The sequence below is a fragment of the Streptomyces sp. NPDC055189 genome, from assembly GCF_053606765.1.
The window spans coordinates 15251-39607 of sequence record NZ_JBSGSG010000076.1 but is presented as its reverse complement, the minus strand read 5'-3'; the positions used below and the strand labels follow the sequence as shown (position 1 = coordinate 39607).

Below are 24357 nucleotides of genomic sequence, written 5' to 3'. Positions count from 1 at the left end.
CGGCGTACGTACTCAGAAAATCAGTGACCGCCCGGCGCCTTCGCCGGGTTCGTGCCCTCGGCGGCGGCCGCCTCGCTGTAGATGTCCGGCTCCAGGTAGATCACGCGGGCGATCGGGACCGCCGTGCGGATGCGCTCCTCGGCGGCGTTTATGGCCGCGGCCACCTCGGCGGCCGTGTCGTCGTGCTGGACGGCGACCTTGGCGGCGACGAGGAGCTCCTCGGGGCCGAGGTGCAGCGTGCGCATGTGGATGACGCGGGTGACCGTCTCGCCGTCGACCAGGGCCTTCTCGATCTTCTCGACCTCGTCCGTGCCCGCGGCCTCGCCCAAAAGCAGGGACTTCGTCTCCGCGGCGAGGATGATCGCGATCAGGATGAGCAGGACGCCGATGCAGAGCGTGCCGATGCCGTCCCAGACGCCGTCGCCCGTCGCGAGCGCGAGGCCTACGCCGCCGAGGGCCAGAATCAGACCGACGAGCGCGCCGAGGTCCTCCAGGAGCACGACCGGCAGCTCGGGGGCCTTCGCGCGGCGGACGAACTGCGTCCAGGTGAGGCTGCCGCGCGTGTGGTTCGACTCCTTGATCGCCGTACGGAAGGAGAAGCTCTCGGCGATGATCGCGAACACCAGGACACCCACCGGCCAGTACCAGTGCTCCAGCTCGTGCGGGTGCTTGATCTTCTCGTAGCCCTCGTAGATCGCGAACATGCCGCCGACCGAGAAGAGCACGATGGAGACCAGGAAGGCGTAGATGTAGCGCTCGCGGCCGTACCCGAAGGGGTGTTGCGGGGTGGCCTCGCGCTGCGCCTTCTTGCCGCCGAGGAGCAGCAGCCCCTGGTTGCCCGAGTCCGCGAGCGAGTGCACGCTCTCGGCGAGCATCGACGACGAGCCACTGAAGATGAACGCGACGAACTTCGCCACCGCGATCGCGAGGTTCGCGGCGAGTGCCGCGACAATCGCCTTTGTTCCGCCTGACGCGCTCATGTGTGCCCGTTGTCCCTTCGCCTGCGTACGTTCCTCGTCCACGGCCGGCAGTACTGCCTGCCGGCCGGGCGGCGCTGCTTTGCCCGCCCTTTGCGGTGGGTCATTGTTGCAGCACGAGGCGCTGGTGGTGAGTCAGGCCACCACAGTGGCACGGAAGACCGTACCCACTCCGGACACTTCGGTCTTTTCGTCCGCGGGGACGAACACCGACTGTCCGGGCGTGAGTTCCCCGGCGTCGCCGACGCGGACCGAGCCCGCGACGCAGAGCAGGATCTGCGGCGTCGCGGCCGTGAGGTCGTGCGGTCCCGCCGCGCCCTCGGGGAGGACGAAGCGGGAGAGGCGGAACTCGTCGATCGGGGTTTCGTAGACCTCTTCGCCGTCCGGTGATGCCTCGGGGCGCAGGACGCCGGGGTCGGTCGGCTCGAAGCGGACGATGCGCAGGAGTTCGGGTACGTCGACGTGCTTGGGGGTCAGGCCGCAGCGCAGCACGTTGTCCGAGTTGGCCATGATCTCGACGCCGAGGCCGTCGAGGTAGGCGTGCGGGACTCCGGCGCCGAGGAACAGTGCCTCGCCGGGCTGGAGTCGGACGTGGTTGAGGAGCATCGCCGCGATGACGCCGGGGTCGCCGGGGTAGTGGCGCGCGATGCCCGCGTACGGGGCGTAGGCGCCGCCGAGGCGCTCGGCGGCCTCGGTGACCTCGGTGACGGTGGCCGCCATCTCCTCGGGGTCGGCGGTCAGGACGGCCGTCAGGACCTCGCGCAGGGCGCCGTCCTGCGGCTTGGCGTGCAGGAGGTCGACGTACGGCTTCACGGAGTCGACGCCGAGACCGGCGAGCAGGTCCGCGGCCTCGACGGGGTCGCGGAAGCCGCAGAGGCCGTCGAACTCCGTGAGCGCGCAGATCAGTTCGGGCTTGTGGTTGGCGTCCTTGTAGTTGCGGTTCGGGGCGTCGACCGGGACGCCCCGGCTCTCTTCGTCCTCGTAACCCTCCCGCGCCTGCTCCAGGTCGGGGTGCACCTGGAGGGAGAGCGGGGCGCCCGCCGCGAGGAGCTTGAGGAGGAAGGGCAGGCGCGGGCCGAACCTGGCGACCGCCGCCCTGCCGAGCTCCCGCCCCGGGTCCTCGTCGATCACCTCGTCGAGCGGACCGCGCTCGGTGCGCGAGGGCGCGCCGGGGTGTGCGCCCATCCACATCTCGGCCTGCGGCTCACCGGTCGGCTCGACGCCGGTGAGCTCGGCGATGGCGGTGGTGGAACCCCAGGCGTAGGGGCGGATGGTGTTGGTGAGGCGGTCCACGGAGGGGGTCTCCCTTACGTACGTGCGCGGTGCGGGGTGTTCGGTGGCGAGTGCCGGGTCATGCAGCCCGTGCGCTCATGAACGGGCTGCGGTCATGAGCCGTGCTGCGGTCATGATCCGTCCCTCGGGGCGAGCGCCAGGTAAACGGCGGCGAAATCCGTGACGGCGATCAGCTCCGCGAGGGTCTCCAGGTCGTCGCCGTCCTCCGGTTCGAGCTCGCTGATCGCGACGTCGTGGCTGTGGGCGAGCTCGCGGGCAGCGGGCGCGGCGCTGAGGCCGCCCGCGTCCACCGGGCGGTCGCGGAGCAGGACGACGCGGGCCCGCAGGTGCTGGGGTTCCTCGACGCGGTCGCGGAAGAAGTCGTCGCCGTCCGCACCGGGGGCCAGGTGACCGGCGAGCAGGGCGCCGTGCGCGGGCAGCGCCTCGGGCAGTTCGCCCGCGACCGCCGGGTGCCCGGCCAGCTCGGCGAGCGTGGCGGCGAAACGCCGGCCGACGGGACCCGCCAGCCGGTCCTCGGTCCAGATCACCGGCAGGGCGTCGGCGAGTTCGGCGGCGAGTGTCTTGGCGGGGTTGCTGTGCGTCGCGATGACCGGACCGCAACGTTCCGCGACGTGGTCGAGGCGGTCGGCGATCTTCTCCAGGGTCTCGGCCGGTGCGGTGATCAGGCCGGTGCGGTCCAGGAGGATGAGCAGCGGGACGAGCAGCGCCCAGAGGGTGGCCGGGGCGGACGCGGCGGCCTCGTCGCTCACGCGTCGTGCTTCGTACGTCCCCGAGGCGCGCTCTCCGTCGTGCGGGGCTTCGTACTCCCCGTACGGCGATGTGGCCATCGGGACCGTGAGGCCGTGCGTGCCTTCGACGCCCTCGGCGAGGGGGGTACGGGCGGGGGCCACGGCGACGACGGTGCAGCCGCGGCGGTAGGCCTGCTCGGCGAGGAGTTCGAGGCCGGGCTCCGTGCCGTCCGGGGTGGCGACGAGCAGCAGGTCCAGGGGGCCCGCCCAGCCGGGGAGCGCCCAGCGCAGGGCGCCTGCCGCGGGGGCCACGCCGGTGGGGGCGAGGCGGATCACGGGGCAGCCCGCTCCCGCGAGGGTGCCGAGCAGGTCGGCCACGCAGGTGGCGGCGGTGCCGGGGCCCGCGATCAGGATGGCGCGGGGGCGGCCGTCCGGCTTGAGCTGCGTGAGGCCGGCCTCCGTGGCGTGCCGGACCGCCGTACGGACGCGGGCTCCTGCTTCTGCGGCGCCGCGGAGGAGGCCGCGGCGGTCCGCCACGGCGAGGGCCTCGGGGGCGTCGAGCAGCGATTCGTCGAGCATGGGTCGGGCCTCCGATTCGCCGGGCGACGGCGGGGCGCCGCCGGTCGCGCTTCTTGGGCTTTACGCGGGGCGGCGGGCCTCGTCGACGAGGAGTACCGGGATGCCGTCGCGGACGGGGTAGGCGAGGCCGCAGTCCTTGCCTGCTGCCGTGCAGACCAGCTCCGTGTCCGCCTCCTTGAGGGGGGCGTGGCAGGCCGGGCAGGCGAGGATCTCCAGGAGGCCGGCTTCGAGCGGCATGGGGTGGGTCCCTTCGAGCGGGGTGGGGTGCGGGATGTGGCCTGCTCAGCGTACCTCTGGCCCCTGGGCCTGGGGTTGTGTACTGCCGGGGCTTCGCCCCAGGCCCCCTTGGGGTGCTGCGCGTCGTTCTTTGGCTGCGGGCCGGTGGGGCGTTTGTGCCCACCCGTTCCGCCTTGCGGAACGCCTGCCCACAAACGGGGGCGGCCGGGGTGGGCACCTGGCCGCGAACGCCTGTGGTTGCTAGCCCCTGATGATTGCCAGGGCCTCGTCGCGTGCCTTGGTCATTGTCTGTTCGTCTCTTGCTTCTACGTTCAGGCGCAGGAGGGGTTCCGTGTTGGAGGCTCGGACGTTGAACCACCAGTCGGTGGCCGTGATGGTGAGGCCGTCGAGTTCGTCGATGGTGACGCCCTCCTGGTCGGTGTACTTCGCCTTGATCGCGGCGAGGCGGGCCGTCTGGTCGTCGACCGTGGAGTTGATCTCGCCGGAGGCGGCGTAGCGGTCGTACTGGGCGACGAGGGCCGACAGCGGGCCGTCCTGGCCGCCGAGCGCCGCCAGGACGTGGAGGGCGGCCAGCATGCCCGTGTCCGCGTTCCAGAAGTCGCGGAAGTAGTAGTGCGCCGAGTGCTCGCCGCCGAAGATGGCGCCGGTCTTGGCCATCTCCTCCTTGATGAAGGAGTGGCCCACCCGGGTACGCACCGGCGTGCCGCCGTTCTCCCGCACGACCTCGGGCACCGACCAGGAGGTGATGAGGTTGTGGATGACCGTGCCCTTGCCGCCGTTGCGCGCCAGCTCGCGCGAGGCGACCAGGGCGGTGATCGCCGACGGGGAGACCGGGGCGCCGTCCTGGTCGACGACGAAGCAGCGGTCCGCGTCGCCGTCGAAGGCGATGCCGAGGTCGGCGCCCTCCGCCCGGACCCGCTCCTGGAGGTCCACGATGTTCTTCGGGTCCAGGGGGTTGGCCTCGTGGTTGGGGAACGTGCCGTCCAGTTCGAAGTACATCGGCACGAGCGTGAGCGGCAGGCCCTCGAAGACCGTCGGGACGGTGTGCCCGCCCATGCCGTTGCCCGCGTCGACGACGACCTTCAGGGGGCGGATGGAGGTCAGGTCCACCAGGCCGCGCAAGTGCGCCGCGTAGTCCCCCAGGGTGTCGCGCTGCGTGAGCGTGCCGGGCGTGGCCGCGGCCTCCGGGGCGCCCGACTCCGACCAGCCCTCCACCAGTGCGCGGATCTCGGCGAGGCCGGTGTCCTGGCCGACCGGGGCGGCGCCCGCGCGGCACATCTTGATGCCGTTGTACTGCGCGGGGTTGTGCGAGGCCGTGAACATCGCGCCCGGCAGGTTCAGCGCACCCGACGCGTAGTAGAGCTGGTCCGTGGAGCAGAGGCCGATCTCGGTGACGTCCACCCCGAGCGCCGCCGCCCCGCGCGCGAAGGCACGGGCCAGGCCGGGCGACGACGGCCGCATGTCGTGCCCGGTCACGATCGCGTCCGCGCCCGTCACCTTCGCGAAGGCGGCGCCGAACAGCTCGGCCAAGGACTCGTCCCACTGGTCCGGGACCACCCCGCGCACGTCGTACGCCTTCACGATCTGGGACAGATCAGCAGTCACGGCCAACCCTCTCTGCAGGTTCTGCGAGTTCAGCGATTCCGGCGAGTCTTCGTCGGCCACCCCAAACTACCCGCAACAACCGACAACCAGCCGTGAACGTCATGAAGCCATGATCGTTGCTGGTCGTCGCCCGGTTCCCGCGGTCACCGCCAGCTCCTCGTCACGGCCGCATCCAGGTCCTCGTCACGGCAGCATCCAGCCGAGCACCGCCGTGCTCTGCCCCACCACGATCAGGCACATCACGAGCAGCAGGCCGAGGCTCCAGGGCAGCACCTTGCGCAGCAGATCGCCCTCCTTGCCCGCGAGTCCGACGGCCGCGCACGCGATCGTCAGATTCTGCGGGGAGATCATCTTGCCGAGCACGCCGCCCGAACTGTTGGCGGCCGCGAGCAGTTCGGGCGAGAGGCCGGACTGCTGGGCCGCCGTCACCTGGAGCGCGCCGAAGAGCGCGTTGGCGGAGGTGTCCGAGCCGGAGACCGCGACGCCGAACCAGCCGAGCACCGGCGACAGGAAGGCGAGCCCCGCTCCCGCCGCCGCCACGAAGTGGCCGATGGTGGCGGCCTGCCCGGACAGGTTCATCACGTACGCGAGGGCGAGCACGGAGGTCACGGTGAGGATCGCGAACCGCAGTTCGTGCACGGTCGCCGCCCATTCGCGCACCGCCACGCGCGCGTGCACCCCGATGACGGCCGCCGTGGCCATCCCGGCGATCAGCACGAGCGTCCCGCCCGTCGCCACGAGCGGCAGCGAGAAGAGATTGCCGCCGACCGGGTCACCGTCGGGGTTGGCGACGTCCAGGAAGGGCCAGTCGAAGGTCTGCGTCGCCTTGGCCAACAGGTCCTTGACGGGCGGGATCTGGGCGACCGAGAAGATGGCGACGATGAGCGCGTACGGGGCGTAGGCGCGCAGGATCTCGGGGCGCGGGTCGTCGTGGTCCAGGTCTTCGCTGCGTACGCCGGTGAGGACCGCGACGCGTACGGGTTCCGAGGCCGGCCTGCGCGCGCTCGGCACCGCCACCAGGGCGCCCGCGCCCGCCAACGCCGCCCCGATGTCGGCAAGCTGGGCCGAGACGTAGTTGGACGCGGCGAACTGGGCGGCGGCGAAGGCGAATCCGCAGGCGAGGGCGGGCACCCAGGTCTCGCGCAGCCCGCGCCGCCCGTCCACGAGGCCGACCAGGAGCAGCGGCACGACGAGGGCGAGCAGCGGTGTCTGGCGGCCGACGACCGTGGCGACGGTGTCCAGCGGAAGCCCGGTGACCTGGGCGAGCGTCACCACGGGGGTGCCCATGGCGCCGAACGCGACGGGCGCGGTGTTGGCCACGAGGGCGACGACGGCGGCCTTCACCGGATCGAAGCCGAGCGCCACCAGCATCACCGCGGAGATGGCGACGGGCGCCCCGAAGCCGGCGAGCGCCTCCAGGAGCGCCCCGAAGCAGAAGGCGACGACGAGGGCCTGGATGCGCGGATCGTCCGAGAGCCGCCCGAAGGAGCGGCGCAGGATGTCGAAGTGCCGGGTGCGCACCGTCATCCGGTACACCCACAGGGCGTTGACGACGATCCACAGGATGGGGAAAAGACCGAAGAGGACGCCTTGAGCGGCCCCGGACGCCGTCTGGCCGAGCGGCATCCCGTACACGAGCCAGGCGACAAGGGCGGCGACGCCGAGGCCGATGAGGCCCGCGCGGTGGGCCTTCATGCGGACGACGCCCAGCAGGACGAGAACGGTGAGGAGGGGCAGGGTCGCGATGAGGGCGGACAGGCCGAGCGAGTCGGCCACGGGCTCCAGCTGCTGCACGTACACGGGCGGCTCCCCGGTTTCCGTGATGCGGAAAGTGATCTCTCACGAGTGGGGGAAATGGTCATGTCGACGGCATGGGCACGTCAATGGGTCGCGCGAGAGAAAATGTTCAGCGCTAAACAACGGGGGCCTACGTAGCGGGGCGTACGGGAAGGAGCACACAAGAAGGAAGGGGCGTACAGGAGCGAAGGAAGCGGTCCGCTCAGGAATCCGGTGAGCGCAGCACACGCAGATGGCCGCGGCGCGCGACCTCCGTCGGGTCCGCCCTGCGGGGGCCGCCGCCCGCTTCCGCCGCACGCTCCTGCGGGCGGGCCGCCTCGCGCACCGCGTTGGCGAGCGCTTCGAGATCGTCACCGCTGGGGCGGGCCGGACCGGAGGCGTCGGCGAGGCGGACGACCTCCCAGCCGCGGGGCGCGGTGAGGCGCTCGGAGTGCTCGGCACACAGGTCGTAGCAGTGGGGTTCGGCGTAGGTGGCGAGGGGGCCGAGGACCGCGGTCGAGTCGGCGTAGACGTACGTCAGCGTCGCGACGGCGGGACGGCCGCAAGCGGTGCGCGAACAGCGACGTACAGGGCTCACGATGTTGGACGGTACCGCACTCTTGAGCGGGCCGCGACGACGCCCCGCGACGTCACCCCACCGTGTCGTGCTGTGATCCGCGCCACGGCACGCTCGCGCGACGCCTCGCTGACCTGCGGTGACACAAGAGGCCTGGGTGGTCAGTGGTGTTGAATCCGGTCACCACTTGGCGCAAAACACGTCACTCATCGCGAGATCGACCGTCCCGGGGAGAGGCGGAATCGGCCCCGAGGCTGACCGGAACGGTCATGCGGCGACATCCCGCGCCTCGTACAGACGCCCTACGGAAGCCGTACGGCAGCCCGGTGGAAGCTGTGCGGAAACAGCGATCTCGAGGACTACTCTTCGTCAGTGATGGACGACCCCGTACAGCCCCCCACCTCAGAACCGAGGCCCCGCCGTCGCGACCGCCACGGCAGGGGCATGCGCGGCCCCGTCGCGCCTCCCCAGGTGCCGCTGTCCGCCAGCCGCGCCGAGGTCTTCACCGACCTGGTGCAGGACTCCGTGGAGCGCCTGGAGCGGCGGTGGCCCCAGCTGACCGAGATCGAGTTCCTGGTCCTCGAGGTTCCCGCTCTGGGGCGGGCCGCGGGTCCTGGCCCCGGTTCGGGCGAGGACGACTGGAGCGACGACATCGTGCCGCTCGGGGGCACGATCGAGGCCTCCGAAGGGCGGCCCGCCCGCGTGGTCGTCTACCGGCGTCCGGTGGAGATCAGGACCAAGGGGCGCGACGAACGGGCCGCGCTCGTCCACGAAGTGGTGGTCGAGCAGGTCGCCGAGCTCCTCGGGCTGTCGCCCGAGTCGGTGGACCCGCGCTACGGAGAAGACTGACCGCTCCCCCGCGCCCCTGCCCGCCCGCCGGCCGCGCTACTTCTGCAGCACCTTCAGATCCTGCTCCGCCTCCGGCACCGACACCGTCCCCCTGTCGTCCGGCAGGGTCTGGATGGTGAACATGGGGATGCCGTCCTCCGGGGACTCCAGCATGCGGGAGCCGTAGACTTCGCCCCCCGAGACCGGCTCCACCGTGATCGCGTACGTGCCCTTGAGGCCGCTCGGAACAGGGGCCTTGATGCCCAGCGTCGTACCGCCCTTGACCGCGTACGTCTTGCTCGTCGACGAGCCGCCCTCGGAACCGCCCGAAGCCGTGACCTTCACCCTCCCGGTCTTGCCGGGGGCCACCAGGGAGAGCGTGGACCCCTTGGCCCGGTTGTCGGCCACCGTCGCGCGCGTGCCGATCGCGTTCGTGGCGGGGATGAACGCCGCCTCCTGGTCGGCGCCCTTGCCCCGGGTGACGCGCAGGGCAGCCACCACCGGCGCCGCGTCCTCGGTCGGCGTCAGGACCAGCGAGCCCGCCTCGCCCTTGGTGACGTCGGCCAGGTCGACGGCGCTCGTCATGCCCGACTTGACGTGCAGGTTCGCGTGTCCGGCCGGGCTGATCGAGCCGGTGGGCGAGGCCAGTTGGACCTTGAGGTCGGCATCCGCGGCGCCCGGCGCGAAGGCCACCAGACGTACCGAAGTGGCGTCCTTGGGGATGCCGGGCAGAACCAAACGGCTCGCGGGGTCCGCGGACGCGGGCAGCCAGTCGCCGCCGAGCTTGTCGTCCGAGGACTGCACGGCGGCCGCGACCCGGCCGCTGCGCGCGGTCACGTGCATCGTCAGGTTGGTCTGCTCCTTGGGCGAGAGCGTGGAGAGCAGGACCGGGACGCTGGAGTGCGGCTGGACCTGGATCGCCTCCCCCACCTCGGTCTTGAGGGCGCCGTCCTTGCCGTACAGCTCGATGTCGACGACGGCCGCCGAGTCGTCCGGGTTGGTCAGGTGGACGTAGTCGCTGCGGTCCTTGTCGGTGCTCGCGCCGGGGAACCAGAAGTCCGTGTCGGGAGCCGTGCAGTTGGCGCCCTGGATGCCGCGTCCGCTGCCCACGGAGTACTTGGTGGTCTGCTGGACGGTCCAGCCGGGGGCAAGCTTGCCGTCCGCGGTGCCCAGGAGCGCGGGTGAACTTCCCCCGGACTCCTCACCGGTGACGGGCTTGCCCGGCGTCTTCGGGGTCAGGAAGGGCTTGGCGGCCTTCTTGGCCTCCTTGTTGTCGCCGCCCTTGGGGGCGTCCGTCAACTCCCTTGTCGCGGGCAGCAGTTCCGCCTTGCCCGCTTCACCCGATTCCTCACCCTTGGGGGTGAACGCCGTGTACGAGGTCTCGGCGAGGTCGGACGAACTGGGCACCGGGCAGAGCAGGCTGGTGCGCTCGACGGGCAGCCGCGCCGCCGCCTTCGCTCCGTCGTCGCCGCTGCCGTCGGGCGCGTTGGCCACGGCGAATCCGGTGACGGCGGCGAGGGCGGCCACCGCGGCGATCAGGGACTGGGTCGTGCGGTTCACTGCTGGCTCCCGTCGGGGCGCTCACTGTCGGTGCCGTGCGGCGGCTGTGGCGGCACCGGGGGCTGCTGGTGCCCGTACACGGGGTCGTACGACTGCCCGTACTGCTCGGCGCCGCCCTGTGCGCCTCCGTAGGCGTACGGGTCGTACTGGCCGCCCTGGTAGGGGTCCTGGTACCCGATCTGGTCGGACTGGTCGTAGCCGCCCGCCTGGTACTGCGCGTCCTGGTACTGAGCGTCCTGGTACTGCTGCTCGCCCTGGTACGTGCCGTAGTCGGCGCCCGTGTGGGCAGGTGCCTCCCACTCCTCGTACGACTGCTGCTGGGGCACCGCGGCGAAGGCCTCCTCCTCCGGAGGAGGGGGCGGCGTACCGGCGTCGTCCTGTCCGGCGCCCGCCTGCGCCTGCGCGGCTTCCTGCTCGGCCTGAGCGGCCCGCAGCCTGCGCGCCCTGCGCCCCTCGCCCTCGACCGGCTGGGCCGGGATGACGGGCTCGTCCGGCAGGTCGTCGTCCACGTGCCGGCGGCGTCCGGGAAGGGCCATGACCACCAGGACCACGGCGAGCGCGCCCTGCGCCCAGAGCCACGCGGTGTGGCCCATGGGCGCGTCGTAGGTGACGTCCAGACGGCCGCCCGTCGCGGGCAGGTCGAAGCCCTGTGCCCAGCCGTCCAGCGTGGTCGCGGTCAGCGGGCTGCCGTCCAGGGTGGCGGTCCAGCCCGCGTCGACGGCGTCCGCGAGCCGCAGGGTGCGGCCCTCGTCACCGGCCGGGATGTTCGTGTGCAGCTCCACGGGCCCCGCGGCTACCGGCTGGGGGTCGCCGGAGCCGGGCACGATCGCGGCGCGCGAGACCTGGCGGTCCACGCGCCACAGGGCGCTGCCGTCCTCCTGGCTGAGCCGGGTGAGGCCGGGCGTGGAGTCCAGGGTGCGGCTCATCTGGCGGGGTGCGCCGTCGCGTACGAGGACGTAACGGACGGCGAAGCCGCCGAGCTGGTCGGCCTGGTCGGCGCCGGAACCCGCGAGGAGCCTGGCGACGATCTTGTCGAGGTTCCGGTTCGAACCGCCGGCCTCGGCGAGCTCGGCGTCACCGAGCCGGGCGCCGGAGCCGCGGACGAGCGTGTACGAGACCCGGGCGGCCGACTCGCTGTCCAGGACGAGCGTGCGGGCCTGGTCCTGCGTGCCGCTCTCCTCGGCGACGAACGCGGGCACCTGCACCGGGTCGCGCCGCTCCAGGGGGCCGTCGGCGCCGCGGATCATCCACCCGGCGGCGACGAGCAGCGGCCCGGCGGCGGCCGCGAAGGCGATGAGGACGGCGACCGGCTGACGCCAGCCGAAGCTCTGCTCGGCGACACGCGTGCGTGCTCCGTCGGCGCCGAGCGCGGCGGCGGCAAGGAGGGCGATGCCGTACCCGAGGGTGGCGGGTCCCGCCCACGCCGAGCCGTTCGAGAGCGCCGCGAAGACCAGTGAGACCAGCGCGGCGAGCCAGGCGGTACGGACGGCCAGCTGCCGCTCGGTGCGCAGGAGCGCGGCGAGGGCGGCGAGCACGATGCCGATGAGCAGAAGGCCGTCCACGGTGCCGGGACCGCCGGGGCTGCTCCCGAGCAGGTCGAGCCCGGTCGCGGAGCCGGCGCCGAATTCGAGCCCGGCCTCTCCGAAGAAGCCGAAGGGCAGCAGCGAGAGCGACCAGGGCGCGAGGATCAGGAGCGGGGTGCCGAGCGCGGCGAGGAACCGGAGGCCGTACGCCGTGATGTCGCCCCTGCGCACCACGAGGAGCGCGAGGCCGAGCACCAGGGCGATCGGCCACACGACCGGCGTGAAGGCGGTGGTGATCGTCAGGAGCAGGGCGAACGCCCACGAGGCGCGCCAGCTGCCGCGGTTGCCCTCCGCCGAGGTCAGCCCGCTGGCCGCGATGCCCGCGCGCGCCATGAGCGGCAGCAGGATCGCGAGGACGGCGGTGCCGATGCGCCCGCCCGCGAGCGCGCCCGTGGCGGCCGGCAGGAAGGCGTACGCGACCGAGGCCCAGGCGCGCAGCAGGCGCGACTCGACGAGCGGCCGTGAGGCGAAGTAGGCGGCGAACCCGGCAAGCGGCACCGAGCCCACGAGGAGCACGGTGACCGCGAGTCCGGTGGAGCCGAACATCAGGGTGCTGAGCCCCGCGACGAGCGCGATGTAGGGCGGCGCCGACTGCGTACCGCCCGTCCCCACGGGGTGCCAGGCGTCCAGATAGCGCGCCCAGAGGCCGGAGGAGTCGCCGGGTGCGGGAAGGAGCGCGCCGCCCGCGAGCGCACCGCTGCCGAGGAGTTCGCGGCAGGCGATGAGGGAGGCGAACAGGAGCACCACGAAGAGCATCGGACCCGGCTTGCGGGCCAGGCGCTTCAGCCGTGCGAACTGCTCGACCTGGAGGAAGTCGGCGTCGTCCCCGCCGGGTCCGGACTCGACGGTTCCGTGCCGTCCCGCGCCGGTGACGGCCTCGGGGTCGGAGCGGCCGACGACATTGCCCGCGACCTGTTCGACGGTGGCACGCACGGTGGCGCCGGGCGGCGGGAAGAGCGGCCGCATCTCGGCCGGTTCGAGCGCCGACTTGCCGCGCTTCTTGCGGGCGGCGGTGATCCGTCCGGGCCGAAGCAGCGTCCCGAGGAGTCCGGCGACCTCGTCGACGGCCTGGCCGGGCACCTTGCCGACCAGATACGCGACGGTACGCAGCAGGGTGCCCACCACGAGCCGGAACAGCACCCAGGGCAGCACGGCCGTGCGGGCGTTGACGAGCAGGGTGTAGACGGCGCCCGCCTTGTCCACGCGGTGCGGCGACGTCGACGTACGGCCGACGCAGTCGACGGTGCGGCGCTCGCGCGAGGAGGCCTCGGCGTGCCGCACGACGGCTTCGGGGGCGATCAGGACGCGGTGGCCCGCGTTCTGCGCGCGCCAGCACAGGTCGACGTCGTCCCGCATGAGCGGCAGGCGCCGGTCGAATCCGCCGAGTTCGTCGAAGACGTCCCGCCGGATCAGCATGCCCGCGGTGGACACCGAAAGGACGGGCCGCACGTGGTCGTGCTGGCCCTGGTCCTGTTCGCGGCGGTCGATGCCGGTCCAGCGGCGGCCGCTGTTGGCGATGGAGACGCCGACTTCCAGGAGCTGGCGGCGGTCGTACCAGCCGCGCAGCTTGGGGCCGACGATCGCGACGTCCTTGCCGACCTCGCGTTCGTTCTCCACGACGCGGAGCAGTTCGGACAGGGCGCCCGGCTCGGGCGCGCAGTCGTCGTGCAGCAGCCAGAGCCACTGCTCGGGCTCGCCGTGCGGCAACTCCGGGAGGTCGTAGTTGTCGTCGCGCCAGGTCCGGCTGACCGGGTCCCAGCCGCTGGGGCGCTTCAGGTAGGGCAGCTCTTCCGGTGTCAGCATGCCGGCGGTGCGGTTCGCCTCGTCGACGGCGGTGCCGAAGCCGGAGCGCCGGGCCAGGTGCAGGACGCGGTCGGGGCCGAGTGCCTCGGTGACCAGGCGGGCGGAGTCGTCCGCGCTGCCGGTGTCCGCGGCCACGGCGTTCTGCACCGGGCGGTCCTGGCCGAGCAGGCCGGCCAGGGCGTCGGGCAGCCAGCGGGCGCCGTCGTGGGAGACGATCACGGCGGTGACGACGTGCCGCGGGAACTCAGGAGCGGCAGCGTCGTGGTGAGCGGCTGCCGGATGGCTGTGCACGGACATCGAGGTACGGGCCCCGGTTCGATGGACTGCGGTGGACGCCTGCGCTTCATGGGGGCGCCGGGGCGTCTCGGACGGGGCCCCACACTAACGGCTGGCATCACAACAGCCCGCCGCCTGTGGATGACCCACGGACGTCGGGCTGTTCCTTACGTAGGGGTGTGTGCCGATTGTTCGGGCGGAACAGGCTCTTGCTATCGGTCTCCTGTTCGCTCCGAACTGGCTGGAGTTCAGACGGCAGCCTTCTTCAGGCGCCGGCGTTCGCGCTCCGAAAGACCGCCCCAGATTCCGAACCGCTCGTCGTTCGCCAGTGCGTACTCAAGGCATTCCGAGCGAACCTCGCAGGCGAGGCAGACCTTCTTGGCCTCTCGCGTGGAGCCGCCCTTCTCGGGGAAGAAGGACTCGGGATCGGTCTGGGCGCACAGCGCGCGCTCCTGCCAGCCGAGTTCCTCGTCCGCGTCCTCGACCAGCAGTTCCTGAACCAGCTCGGTCATGTGCGCCCCTCGTCTGTCTGTGCGTCCCCGTGGTGCTTGCCGTTACCGATTTCGGCTGAACGACACGAGTGAAATTACAAGTGTGCCGATCCGGGCCAGTCAAGCCGAGATCTGCTATTGGGCCCCTTATTCACCCTGCGGAACCAAGGTAATGCGGAAAGTGTTCAAATCGGCATAAACCCTGACAGCCGTCAGCGGCCCGTACCGAGGCATCGCGCGACCGCCTCGCCGGGCACCCTCATCAGGGAAGGACGCCGCCGAGATCGATCCCGTTGCGACCGGTCCGCCGAAGCGAAGCGGATCACATTCGGGTTACGGGATCACAACGGGGTTTACGAGCCGGTCGCGCCGGTTGAAGCGCAACGTGTCCCCTGGGTGTCCCGTGTGCCGGGTGCACAAACCTTTCACCTCACAGAACAACCGGATGAGGTGAAACATGTCTCGCATAACGGACATAGAGTTGACAGAGAAGGTGTGAGCCGGTCTCCTTGTGGGCATGCTCGCGAACTTGGCTCTCTCGACGACCCGCACCAGCGGGCTCCTCGGTGCTGTCCACGCGCGCTGTCGTTGTTCCTGCTCCAGCTGTTGAGGTTTCCCGCTTCCAGCTGTCGAGCCCGCTCGGGCGCCGTATCGCCGCCCGAGCCGCCTTCTCTTTCTGCTTCTTCTTCGGCCTCGCAGCCCTCTTCTGTTCCCTCGCTTCAGCGCCCTAGCGACTCCTGACACTCACGTTGAGGAACCACCGCACCATGAACAGCGACAGCGACCTCCAGATCGCCGGCGACATCCTCGAAGTCACGCACCTCCTGCAGCCCGCCCGCGAGCACCCCGCCACCGTGGCGGAGTTCGTCGGCATGGCCCGCGGCATCGCGGCCGACCGCACGCAGTGGGCCCACCTCGTCGAGTACGACGCGACGAGCCGCTGGTACCACCGCCTGCGCACCGGGCCCGGCTACGAGGTCTGGCTGCTCTCCTGGGTGCCAGGACAGGGCAGCGGGCCGCACGACCACGGCCTCTCCTCCGGCGTACTGACGGTCCTGGAGGGTGAACTGACGGAGCGTACGGAGCGCGGGCAGCGCGCGCTCGGCGCCGGGTCCCAGCGCGTGTTCGCGCCCGGGTACGTCCACGACGTCGTCAACGACTCCCTGGAGCCCGCCGTCAGCCTGCACGTCTACTACCCCGGCCTGACCGACATGCCGATGCACGCGGCGCGGTGCGGCGTGCGGGACACCGCCGAGGCGGCCGGAGATGTCGTAACCGCCTGACACGCTGTCGTACCTGCCTGACATGCTTGGGCCCATGCGCATTGTGGTCCTGGCCGGCGGTATCGGCGGCGCCCGTTTCCTCCGCGGGCTCAAGAAAGCCGCGCCTGACGCGGACATCACCGTCATCGGCAACACCGGTGACGACATCCACCTGTTCGGCCTCAAGGTCTGCCCCGACCTCGACACCGTGATGTACACCCTCGGCGGCGGCATCAACGAAGAGCAGGGCTGGGGACGTACGGACGAGACGTTCAAGGTCAAGGAAGAACTCGCGGCGTACGGAGTCGGGCCCGAGTGGTTCGGGCTCGGCGACCGGGACTTCGCCACGCACATCGTGCGGACGCAGATGCTGGCCGCGGGCTTCCCGCTCAGCGCGGTGACGGAAGCGCTGTGCGAGCGCTGGCAGCCGGGCGTGCGGCTCATCCCGATGTCGGACGACCGCGTCGAGACGCATGTCGCCGTCACGGTCGACGGCGAGCAGAAGGCCGTGCACTTCCAGGAGTACTGGGTGCGGCTTCGGGCGTCCGTGGACGCGCACGCCGTCGTGCCGGTCGGCGCCGACCAGGCCAAGCCCGCGCCCGGCGTCTTGGAGGCGATCGCGGAGGCGGACATCGTGCTCTTCCCACCGTCCAACCCCGTGGTGAGCGTCGGCACGATCCTCGCCGTGCCGGGGATCCGCGAGGCCATCGCCGACGCGGGCGTGCCCGTCGTCGGGCTCTCCCCCATCGTCGGGGACGCGCCCGTGCGGGGCATGGCCGACAAGGTGCTCGCCGCGGTGGGCGTGGAATCGACGGCCGCTGCGGTCGCCGAGCACTACGGAAGCGGTCTGCTCGACGGCTGGCTCGTCGACACGGTGGACGCCGGGGTCGTGGAGCAGGTCGAGTCGGCGGGGATCCGGTGCCGTGCGATCCCGCTGATGATGAGCGACGTCGACGCGACCGCCGAGATGGCGCGGGCGGCGCTTGCGCTGGCGGAGGAGGTGCGGGCGTGAGTTCTTCCTCCCTTTCGGCCTCCCCTCCGACTTTTCGGGTGTGGGCCGTTCCCGGGCTGCCCGAGGTTCGGCAGGGGGACGATCTCGCCAAGCTGATCGCCACCGCCGAGCCGGGGCTTGCCGACGGTGACGTGCTCCTCGTCACCTCCAAGATCGTCAGCAAGGCCGAGGGGCGGATCGTCGAGGCCGGTGACCGCGAGGCGGCCATCGACGCGGAGACGGTACGGGTCGTGGCGCGGCGCGGGACCCTGCGCATCGTCGAGAACCGCCAGGGCCTTGTCATGGCCGCCGCCGGTGTCGATGCCTCGAACACGGCGTACGGGACCGTGCTGTTGCTGCCCGAGGACGCCGACGTCTCGGCGCGTGCGGTGCGGGACGGGCTGCGGGACCTGCTGGGCGTGGACGTCGGGGTCGTGGTCACGGACACCTTCGGGCGGCCCTGGCGCAACGGCCTGACCGATGTCGCCATCGGGGCGGCGGGCGTGCGGGTCCTCGACGATCTGCGGGGCGGCGTGGACGCGTACGGCAATCCGCTGAGCGCGACGGTCGTCGCCACCGCGGACGAGCTGGCCGCCGCCGGGGATCTGGTCAAGGGGAAGGCCGAAGGGCTGCCGGTGGCGGTGGTCCGGGGGCTGCCGCATGTGGTGGCGGAGGCTGGTGGGTCCGATGAGGGGGCCCGCGCCATGGTGCGGAGCTCACGTGACGACATGTTCCGGCTCGGGACGTCCGAGGCCGTACGTGAGGCTGTGACGCAGCGGCGGACCGTCCGGGAGTTCACGGACGATCCGGTGGACCCCGGAGCCGTCAGGCGTGCCGTGGAGGCTGCCGTGACCGCGCCGGCGCCGCATCACACGACGCCGTGGCGGTTCGTCCTGCTGGAGTCCGAGGAGTCGCGGGTGCGGCTGCTCGACGCCATGCGCGCCGCTTGGGTCGCGGACCTGGAGCGGGACGGGAAGTCCGCGGAGTCCATCGAGAAGCGGGTGCGGCGGGGGGACGTCCTGCGCAGGGCGCCCTATCTGGTGGTGCCTTGCCTGGTGATGGACGGCTCCCATACGTACGGGGACGAGCGGCGGGACGCCGCCGAGCGCGAGATGTTCGTGGTCGCCGCCGGGGCCGGGGTGCAGAACTTCCTCGTCGCGCTTGCCGGGGAGCGTCTTGGGTGCGCGTGGGTTTCGTCGACGATGTTCTGCCGGGACGTCGTACGGGAGGTGCTCGGGCTTCCGGGGTCGTGGGACCCGATGGGGGCGGTGGCTGTGGGGCATCCGGCGGGGGAGCCTGCGGCTCGGGCTTCGCGGGATGCGGGGGACTTCGTCCGGGTTCTGTAGCGGGCCTGGCCTTCGGCCTCGGCTTGGCCTGCGGCCTCGGCTTGGCTGCGCCTTTGCTGCGGGTTGTGGGGGCTGGTCGCGCCGTTCCCCGCGCCCCTGAACTTCGGCTGCGGGTTTGGTGTGGTTGCTCGCGCCGTTCCCCGCGCCCCTTACGGGGCTCGTGACGTTCTCCGCGCCCTTACGGGGCCTCGCGGCGTTCCCCGCGCCCCTTGCGGGGCTTAGATCTTGGCTATGTCGAACTTCGGCATTCCCGGTTTTCTGCGGGAGGGGGTTCTGCCGCTCAGGAGGATGAGGCGGGCCGCTCGGTGGCGTTGGCCCTCGTAGGGGGTCAGGAGGCGGAGCATTTCCTCGTCGTCCGCCGTGCGGTTGTCCGCAAGGGCGTGGCCGATGATGCCCGGCAGGTGGAGGTCGCCCACCGTGACCGCGTCCGGAGCGCCGTTGCTGCGCTGGATCGTCTCCGCCGACGTCCACGGGCCGATGCCCGGGATCAGTTCCAGGCGGGCCTGCGCCTGCGCCGGCTCCATCGCCGCCGCCTCCTCCAGGCGCGCGGCCACGCGCGTCGCCCGCAGGATCGTCGACGCGCGCTTGTCGTCCACGCCCGCCTTGTGCCACTCCCAGGACGGGATCAGGGTCCAGGTCCTCGGGTCCGGCATGACGTGCATGCGCAGCTGGGCGGGGACCGGGCCGGGGGCCGGTTCGCCGAACTTGCGGACCAGGAGGCGCCACGCGCGGTACGCCTCGTCCGTCGTGACCTTCTGTTCCAGGATCGAGGGGATCAGGGATTCCAGGACCAGGCCCGTGCGGATCAGGCGGAGGCCGGGGCGGCGGTGTGCCGTGACCGCGAGGAGGCGGTGGCGGGGCACGAAGTCCTCCGGGGCGTCCGATTCACCCAGGAGGAGCGGGAGTTGGTCCAGGAGCCAGGCGGCTCCCGGGCCCCACGCCTCCGCCTCCACCGACTCCGCGCGGAGGGCGACCCTCAGGGTGCCGGGGCCTTCCGGGGTGCGGGTGGCTCGCCAGGCCGAGCCGTCGGGGGTCGCGCGGAACGTGGGGTCCGCGGGGCCCCTTCGCAGGGGGCCCAGGGTCAGGCCGAGGTTCAGGGGGTAGGGCGGGGTCCAGGTGCGGGTTCGCCCCGTCGAGGGGCGACGGGGCACTCCCCCGGGCACCACCGTTTCGCCGCCGCGCACCGTGGTGCGGGTGGGGCGGGGGGCGAAACGGGATGACATCTGTACGAGGGTAAGGGCTTTTATTTCCCCAACCCCGCCCCTTCCCGAAAACCGGCTGGGCGCCGGGGCCTTGCGTGTCGGAAATCACCGGCTCCGCCGAGTTCGTCCTCAAACTCCCCCAAGCTCTTAAAGAGCAGGGGGGGACCCCCATGACGGGCTGGGAATCCAGACCCCTGACGGGCTGTAACCCCTGAAAGGGGTCTACTGGTCCGACGAGAACCGCACCGCCCCCGCCGGCAACGCCGCCCCGCACCACACCCGTACGCCCTCGCGCAGTTCGTTGTCGGGGCCGACGTCCGCGCCGTCGCCGATCACCGCGCCCGTCAGGATCGTGCGGGCGCCCACCCTCGCGCCCTCGCCGATCAGTGAGTCCGTGATCACCGCGTTCGGTTCGACGACCGCGCCCGCGAGGACCGTGCTGCCGTCCACCCGCGCGCCCTCGCCGATCACCGCGTGCTCGCCGACGACCGTGCCGCCGGTGAGCTTCGCGTCCTGGGCGACCGTGGCGGTCGGCAGGACCAGGCGGTCGCCGCAGCGGCCGGGGATCGCGGGGGACGGCGCGCGGCCGAGCACCAGGTCGGCGGAGCCGCGTACGAAGGCCTGGGGCGTGCCCAGGTCCAGCCAGTACGTCGAGTCGACCATGCCCTGGAGGTGGGCCCCGGAGGCGAGGAGGTCGGGGAACGTCTCGCGTTCGACCGAGACGGGGCGGCCCACGGGGATGGTGTCGATGACCGAGCGGCGGAACACGTACGCGCCCGCGTTGATCTGGTCGGTGACGATCTCCTCGGGGGTCTGCGGCTTCTCCAGGAACGCCTGCACCCTGCCCGTGTCATCGGTCGGCACGAGGCCGAACGCGCGCGGGTCGGTGACCTTCGTGAGGTGCAGGGAGACGTCCGCCCCCGACTCCTCGTGCGTCGAGACCAGGGCCCGGATGTCCAGGCCTGTCAGGATGTCGCCGTTGAAGATCAGGACCGGTTCGTCGGGTCCCGAGGTCAGGCGCGATGCCACGTTGCGGATCGCGCCGCCCGTGCCCAGGGGCTCGGTCTCCGTGACGTACTCGATGTGGAGACCGAGGGCCGAGCCGTCACCGAAGTACGGCTCGAAGACCTCGGCGAGGTAGGAGGTCGCCAGGACGATGTGCTCCACGCCTGCCGCGCGGGCCCGCGCCAGCTGGTGGGTGAGGAACGGGACGCCTGCCGCCGGAACCATCGGTTTGGGGGTGTGCACCGTGAGCGGACGCAGCCGGGTGCCCTTGCCGCCGACCAGGAGGATCGCTTCTGTCACCTGTCGTCTCTGCTTCCTGCTGGGGCCGGCCGAACTTGAGTCGCGGCCGGCCAGTGTATGCAGATGGCTTTGCAGATCGTGCAGTCGTGCAGTGCGCTGTGCGGGTCGTGCGGTGTGCGTCGGCCTCAGCGCGCCTCAGCGGCCCTGGAGCCTGGCCGAGGTCGACCGGGCCTTGCCCAGCTTCTTGTACAGGCGGATACCGGGGCACTCCGTGGCGAAGCCGTCACGGTGCCCGGAGATCACATGGAGCCGGACGTTCCTGCCTTTCTTGTACAGATTGCCACCCCCGGACTTCAGATATGTCGATCCTCGCGGGTTCGCTCCGTACAGACCGAGTTTCCACGCGGTCAGCCGGGCGATCGCGTTCACGGCTGCCGCCGGCGGATTGGAGGAGCCGTAGCTGCCGATGACGGCGATGCCCGTGCTGTTGGTGTTGAAACCGAGAGTGTGGGCCCCCAGGACGGGCTTGGCCACACCTCCGGCACGCCCTTCGTAGATGTTTCCGCACTTGTCGACCGCGAAGTTGTAGCCGAAGTCACGCCAGCCGCTGCTCTTGACGTGGTAGCGGTAGATGCTGCGCAGCACGGATCCCGCCTGTGAGCAGCGGTAGTTGTTGCCGGACGCGCTGTGGTGCACGAAGGCGGCCTTCACCGTCTTCGTGTACGCGAACTTCTTCTCGCGCAGCTTCTCGTTCGCGCCCCAGCCCTTGCGCGTGACGATGCGCGGCCGGGGTCCCACGTAGGGCTTGGCCTTCCCCGCCGCCTCCGGGCCGCGGGCCGCGATGAGCTCGGCCTCCGTCTCCTTCTTGCTGAGCGCGGGCAGGACGGCCGCGTTCTCGCCCGCAAGAGCCGCGGCCTGGGCGCCTTGGGGCCGGGCGTTCAGCGGGGCGGGCTCGGCGCCGGGGTCGACGAGTTCGACACGCAGCCCTTCCGGAAGGACCTGATCGGCGGGGACCCCCGCGATCGAGCGGTGCCGTGCCGCCTCGCTTCCCTCCTGCTCACCCGCCTCACCCCGTACGCGGATCTCGACCGCGTTCGAGTCGCCGACCCACAGAGGTGCCGTGGAGCCGCGGACCCTGCCCGAGGCACGCTCCTCGGCGTCCGGGTCGGCGGCGTGCTCGTGGTTGTGCGTCTCCACGGCCTGCCAGGAGGACCACTTGTCGGTGCCGCTCGCCCGCGTGCGGACCTGGACGCTGCCGTGCAGTTCGGCGTCCGGGTCGTCCCAGACGACGCCGACGAGGGAGAAGGGGCGGACCTCTCGCTGGAGCAGGCCCTGTTCGCCGGACGCGCCGCCGCCCGGTGAACGGTCGGAGCCGAGCGGGGCGAGCGGGAGGGACTGGGTACTGCCCGGAACCGACTCCGCGGATCGCCCGTCCTGCGACTGGACGGCTGGAGTCTCGGCACGGGCGCCGGACGACGGCAGGGTGAGGGGAAGCGCCAGGGCGGCCGCGCACGTGACGCCGATCGAGGAAGCTAGAAATCCACGCATACGACTGATAGTTGGCACAGTCGGGCATTTCTGTCCATTGCGGAATTGACGGTCCGTCTGTTCGTGTCCGCCGAACCGGTGGCCCGCACTCCCCCGCCACGCCCGGGGTCAACGGAGCACGCGCGTACCCTTGCGCCCGTGAATGCCACCGACCGCACCCCTGCCGACCTGCTGCGATCCGCGCTCGCCGCGGACCCGGGCCGCCCGCTCATCACCTTCTACGACGACGCCACCGGTGAGCGCGTCGAATTGTCCGTGGCCACCTTCGCCAATTGGGTGGCCAAGACCGCCAACCTGCTCCAGGGCGACCTCGCCGCCGAGCCCGGTGACCGGCTCGCGCTGCTGCTGCCCGCGCACTGGCAGACGGCGGTCTGGCTGCTCGCCTGTTCGTCCGTCGGCGTCGTCGCGGACGTGGGCGGCGACCCGGCGGGCGCCGACCTCGTCGTCAGCGGGCCCGAGTCGCTCGACGCGGCGCGGGCCTGCTCCGGGGAGCGGGTCGCGCTCGCGCTGCGGCCGCTCGGCGGTCGCTTCCCGCAGGCTCCCGACGGCTTCTCCGACTACGCGGTCGAGGTGCCGAGCCAGGGCGACCGTTTCGCCCCGTACGCGCCCGTGGACCCGGACGAGGCCGCCCTCGCCGTCGGCGGCGCCGACGGGCTGACGGGTGCGGAGCTGGTGGAGCGGGCCCGCGCCGACGCCGGGAAGCTGGAGCTCGCGCCCGGCTCGCGGCTGCTCTCGGGTCTTTCGTACGACACCTGGGAGGGCCTGAGCTCCGGGCTGTACGCCCCGCTGGCGGCGGGCGGCTCCGTGGTGCTCTGCCGACATCTCGACCAGCTGTCCGGGGACGGCCTGGCGAAGCGGATCGAGGACGAGCGGGTCACGGCCACCACCAAGTAGCCCGCTCCCCTCCCGGGCTGCCCCCGCCACCCGATCGGCCCACCCCGGCCCCTGGCCCGCAGGCCCCCGGCGTCACGTCGGTCCATGGTCGTAGAAGCGCACCTTGCACCGACGTCGCGATGAGGGGTGGACGTAGACGTGTCCGACACCGCAGGCATGCCCGCCGGACCGGATCGCCCGGACCCGGACGGGGCCCTGCCTGAGCCGCCGGTCACGCACGCTCCCGGTGCGGGCTCCAGCCCCACCGGCGAGGGCATCGCCCGGCGCAGGCGGCGCTGGCTGCGGTGGACGGCGGTGGGGGCGGCCGGGCTCGTCCTGGTCGCCGGGGGCGCCGGGTGGGCCATCTACAAGAAGCTCGACGGCAACATCACCAAGGACACCGACGCCGCGGCCGAGCTCGCCCGCTACGAGAAGGAGCGCCCGACGGCACTGGTGAACGGCGCGCAGAACATCCTGCTCATCGGCTCCGACACCCGGGCGGGCCGCGGCAACAAGAAATACGGCCGCGATCCGGGCACCCAGCGCTCGGACACCACGATCCTGCTGCACCTGTCGGCCGACCGGAAGAGCGCGACCGCGGTGTCGATCCCGCGGGACGTGATGGTGGACCTGCCCAGTTGCCGCAAGGCCGACGGGTCACGGACGCGGGCCCAGTTCGCGCAGTTCAACTGGGCGTACGAGTTCGGCGGGACTGCCTGCACCATTCGTACGATCGAGAAGATGACGAAGATCCGCGTCGACCACCACATGGTCGTGGACTTCGCCGGGTTCAAGGACATGGTCGACGCGGTCGACGGCGTCCAGGTCTGCCTCAAGCGGCCGATCAACGACAAGGCCGCCCATCTGAAGATCGCCGCGGGCATGCAGACCCTCAACGGCGAACAGGCGCTCGGCTATGTGCGCGCTCGCAAGAGCATCGGCAACGGCAGCGACACAGACCGGATGGACCGCCAGCAGCAGTTCCTCGCGGCACTCGTCAACAAGGTGCAGAGCAATGACGTCCTGCTCAATCCGGGGAAGCTCTATCCCGTTCTCGACGCGGCCACTTCTTCGCTGACGACCGACCCGGCACTCGCGAGTTTGCGTGGTTTGTACGAACTGGTGCGCGGCATGCGCAACATCCCCACAGAACAGGTGCAGTTCCTCACGGTGCCCCGGCGCTCCTATGTCTACGACGCCAATCGGGATGAACTCGTGGAGCCCGCAGCGGACGAACTGTTCTCGCGACTCCGAACGGACGCACCCCTTCAAGTGACACGCGAGGAGCCCGAGCCGACCCCCCGCAACGAGCAGGCGGAGAAGGGCCGGAGCGACTCCGAGGAGTACGACGGAGCCGACACGTACGAAGACTCCGAGGAGTACGACTACGAGAGCGACGAGAAGCCGGACGACCCCGCCGATACGCCGAGCCCCGCTCCCACATTCCGGGGCAACACGGCCGCCGGAACGACCTGCGAGTAAAGCCATGCTCAAGCGCAAGACCGCCCGCACAAAGAAATAGGGCGGATTGCCCAGTTGTAGGGGAGTGGAATTTGTCACCGGCGTCGTTCATCGCT

The 24357-nt window shown here is 71.6% G+C and carries 19 protein-coding genes; 6 read left to right on the top strand and 13 right to left on the bottom strand.

Annotated features, from left to right (window positions below):
- Positions 1-20: 20 nt before the first annotated feature.
- The 7 genes from ACWFR3_RS36210 to ACWFR3_RS36180 form a co-directional block, all read right to left on the bottom strand.
- A complete protein-coding gene (locus ACWFR3_RS36210; protein WP_453738942.1) occupies positions 21-980 on the bottom strand; it encodes a cation diffusion facilitator family transporter in 960 nt (319 codons plus the stop codon).
- A 132-nt stretch (positions 981-1112) separates the two neighbouring features.
- Complete coding sequence (gene manA, locus ACWFR3_RS36205) at positions 1113-2270, bottom strand: mannose-6-phosphate isomerase, class I (RefSeq protein WP_453738941.1); 1158 nt, start codon at positions 2268-2270, stop codon at positions 1113-1115.
- A gap of 110 nt (positions 2271-2380) precedes the next feature.
- Positions 2381-3577 carry an SIS domain-containing protein gene (locus ACWFR3_RS36200; RefSeq protein ID WP_453738940.1) on the bottom strand — a complete coding sequence of 399 codons (1197 nt, stop codon included), beginning with the start codon at positions 3575-3577 and terminating at the stop codon, positions 2381-2383.
- 60 nt (positions 3578-3637) lie between these two features.
- Complete coding sequence (locus tag ACWFR3_RS36195) at positions 3638-3814, bottom strand: Trm112 family protein (protein WP_453738939.1); 177 nt, start codon at positions 3812-3814, stop codon at positions 3638-3640.
- Between the two features lie 240 nt (positions 3815-4054).
- Complete coding sequence (locus tag ACWFR3_RS36190; protein ID WP_453738938.1) at positions 4055-5419, bottom strand: phosphomannomutase/phosphoglucomutase; 1365 nt, start codon at positions 5417-5419, stop codon at positions 4055-4057.
- Positions 5420-5602: 183 nt separating this feature from the next.
- Complete coding sequence (locus ACWFR3_RS36185) at positions 5603-7219, bottom strand: L-lactate permease (RefSeq protein WP_453738937.1); 1617 nt, start codon at positions 7217-7219, stop codon at positions 5603-5605.
- Positions 7220-7418: 199 nt separating this feature from the next.
- Positions 7419-7793 (bottom strand): DUF3499 domain-containing protein, encoded by a 375-nt coding sequence (locus tag ACWFR3_RS36180; RefSeq protein ID WP_453738936.1) that lies wholly within the window; start codon positions 7791-7793, stop codon positions 7419-7421.
- A 354-nt stretch (positions 7794-8147) separates the two neighbouring features.
- Here ACWFR3_RS36180 and ACWFR3_RS36175 point away from each other — a divergent pair, with 354 nt between their 5' ends.
- Positions 8148-8621 carry a metallopeptidase family protein gene (locus ACWFR3_RS36175; protein ID WP_453738935.1) on the top strand — a complete coding sequence of 158 codons (474 nt, stop codon included), beginning with the start codon at positions 8148-8150 and terminating at the stop codon, positions 8619-8621.
- Between the two features lie 36 nt (positions 8622-8657).
- Here ACWFR3_RS36175 and ACWFR3_RS36170 read toward each other — a convergent pair whose 3' ends face one another.
- From ACWFR3_RS36170 to ACWFR3_RS36160, 3 genes are all read right to left on the bottom strand, one after another.
- Positions 8658-10160, bottom strand: coding sequence for a DUF5719 family protein (locus ACWFR3_RS36170; protein ID WP_453738934.1), 1503 nt, complete (start codon positions 10158-10160; stop codon positions 8658-8660).
- Complete coding sequence (locus tag ACWFR3_RS36165; protein ID WP_453738933.1) at positions 10157-13843, bottom strand: glycosyltransferase; 3687 nt, start codon at positions 13841-13843, stop codon at positions 10157-10159. Before ACWFR3_RS36165 ends, ACWFR3_RS36170 begins: the two co-directional genes overlap by 4 nt.
- 227 nt (positions 13844-14070) lie before the next feature.
- Positions 14071-14334, bottom strand: coding sequence for a WhiB family transcriptional regulator (locus tag ACWFR3_RS36160; RefSeq protein ID WP_016642094.1), 264 nt, complete (start codon positions 14332-14334; stop codon positions 14071-14073).
- 746 nt (positions 14335-15080) lie between these two features.
- On the opposite strand from ACWFR3_RS36160, the gene ACWFR3_RS36155 reads away from it, so the two are divergent.
- Genes ACWFR3_RS36155 through ACWFR3_RS36145 form a run of 3 tightly spaced genes read left to right on the top strand, consistent with a single transcriptional unit; the run spans position 15081 to position 17912 of the window.
- Positions 15081-15596, top strand: coding sequence for a cysteine dioxygenase (locus ACWFR3_RS36155; protein WP_453738932.1), 516 nt, complete (start codon positions 15081-15083; stop codon positions 15594-15596).
- Between the two features lie 34 nt (positions 15597-15630).
- Positions 15631-16587, top strand: coding sequence for a 2-phospho-L-lactate transferase (gene cofD, locus ACWFR3_RS36150; RefSeq protein WP_453738931.1), 957 nt, complete (start codon positions 15631-15633; stop codon positions 16585-16587).
- Positions 16584-17912: a coenzyme F420-0:L-glutamate ligase gene (locus ACWFR3_RS36145; RefSeq protein ID WP_453738930.1), complete on the top strand. Its 1329-nt coding sequence runs from the start codon at positions 16584-16586 to the stop codon at positions 17910-17912. The genes cofD and ACWFR3_RS36145 overlap by 4 nt, the downstream gene beginning before the upstream one ends.
- A 218-nt stretch (positions 17913-18130) precedes the next feature.
- On the opposite strand, the gene ACWFR3_RS36140 is transcribed toward ACWFR3_RS36145, so the two are convergent.
- The 3 genes from ACWFR3_RS36140 to ACWFR3_RS36130 form a co-directional block, all read right to left on the bottom strand.
- Complete coding sequence (locus ACWFR3_RS36140; RefSeq protein ID WP_453738929.1) at positions 18131-19135, bottom strand: DNA-3-methyladenine glycosylase family protein; 1005 nt, start codon at positions 19133-19135, stop codon at positions 18131-18133.
- A gap of 201 nt (positions 19136-19336) precedes the next feature.
- Positions 19337-20419 carry a sugar phosphate nucleotidyltransferase gene (locus tag ACWFR3_RS36135; protein ID WP_453738928.1) on the bottom strand — a complete coding sequence of 361 codons (1083 nt, stop codon included), beginning with the start codon at positions 20417-20419 and terminating at the stop codon, positions 19337-19339.
- A 135-nt stretch (positions 20420-20554) separates the two neighbouring features.
- Positions 20555-21907, bottom strand: coding sequence for a peptidoglycan recognition protein family protein (locus ACWFR3_RS36130; protein WP_453738927.1), 1353 nt, complete (start codon positions 21905-21907; stop codon positions 20555-20557).
- Positions 21908-22045: 138 nt separating this feature from the next.
- Between ACWFR3_RS36130 and ACWFR3_RS36125 the strand changes: the two genes are divergently transcribed.
- Together ACWFR3_RS36125 and ACWFR3_RS36120 are read left to right on the top strand one after the other, a co-directional pair.
- The gene (locus tag ACWFR3_RS36125) at positions 22046-22801 is read left to right on the top strand and encodes a TIGR03089 family protein (protein WP_453738926.1); all 756 of its coding nucleotides are present in this window, start codon (positions 22046-22048) and stop codon (positions 22799-22801) included.
- Positions 22802-22939: 138 nt separating this feature from the next.
- The gene (locus ACWFR3_RS36120; protein WP_453738925.1) at positions 22940-24262 is read left to right on the top strand and encodes an LCP family protein; all 1323 of its coding nucleotides are present in this window, start codon (positions 22940-22942) and stop codon (positions 24260-24262) included.
- Positions 24263-24357 lie beyond the last annotated feature (95 nt).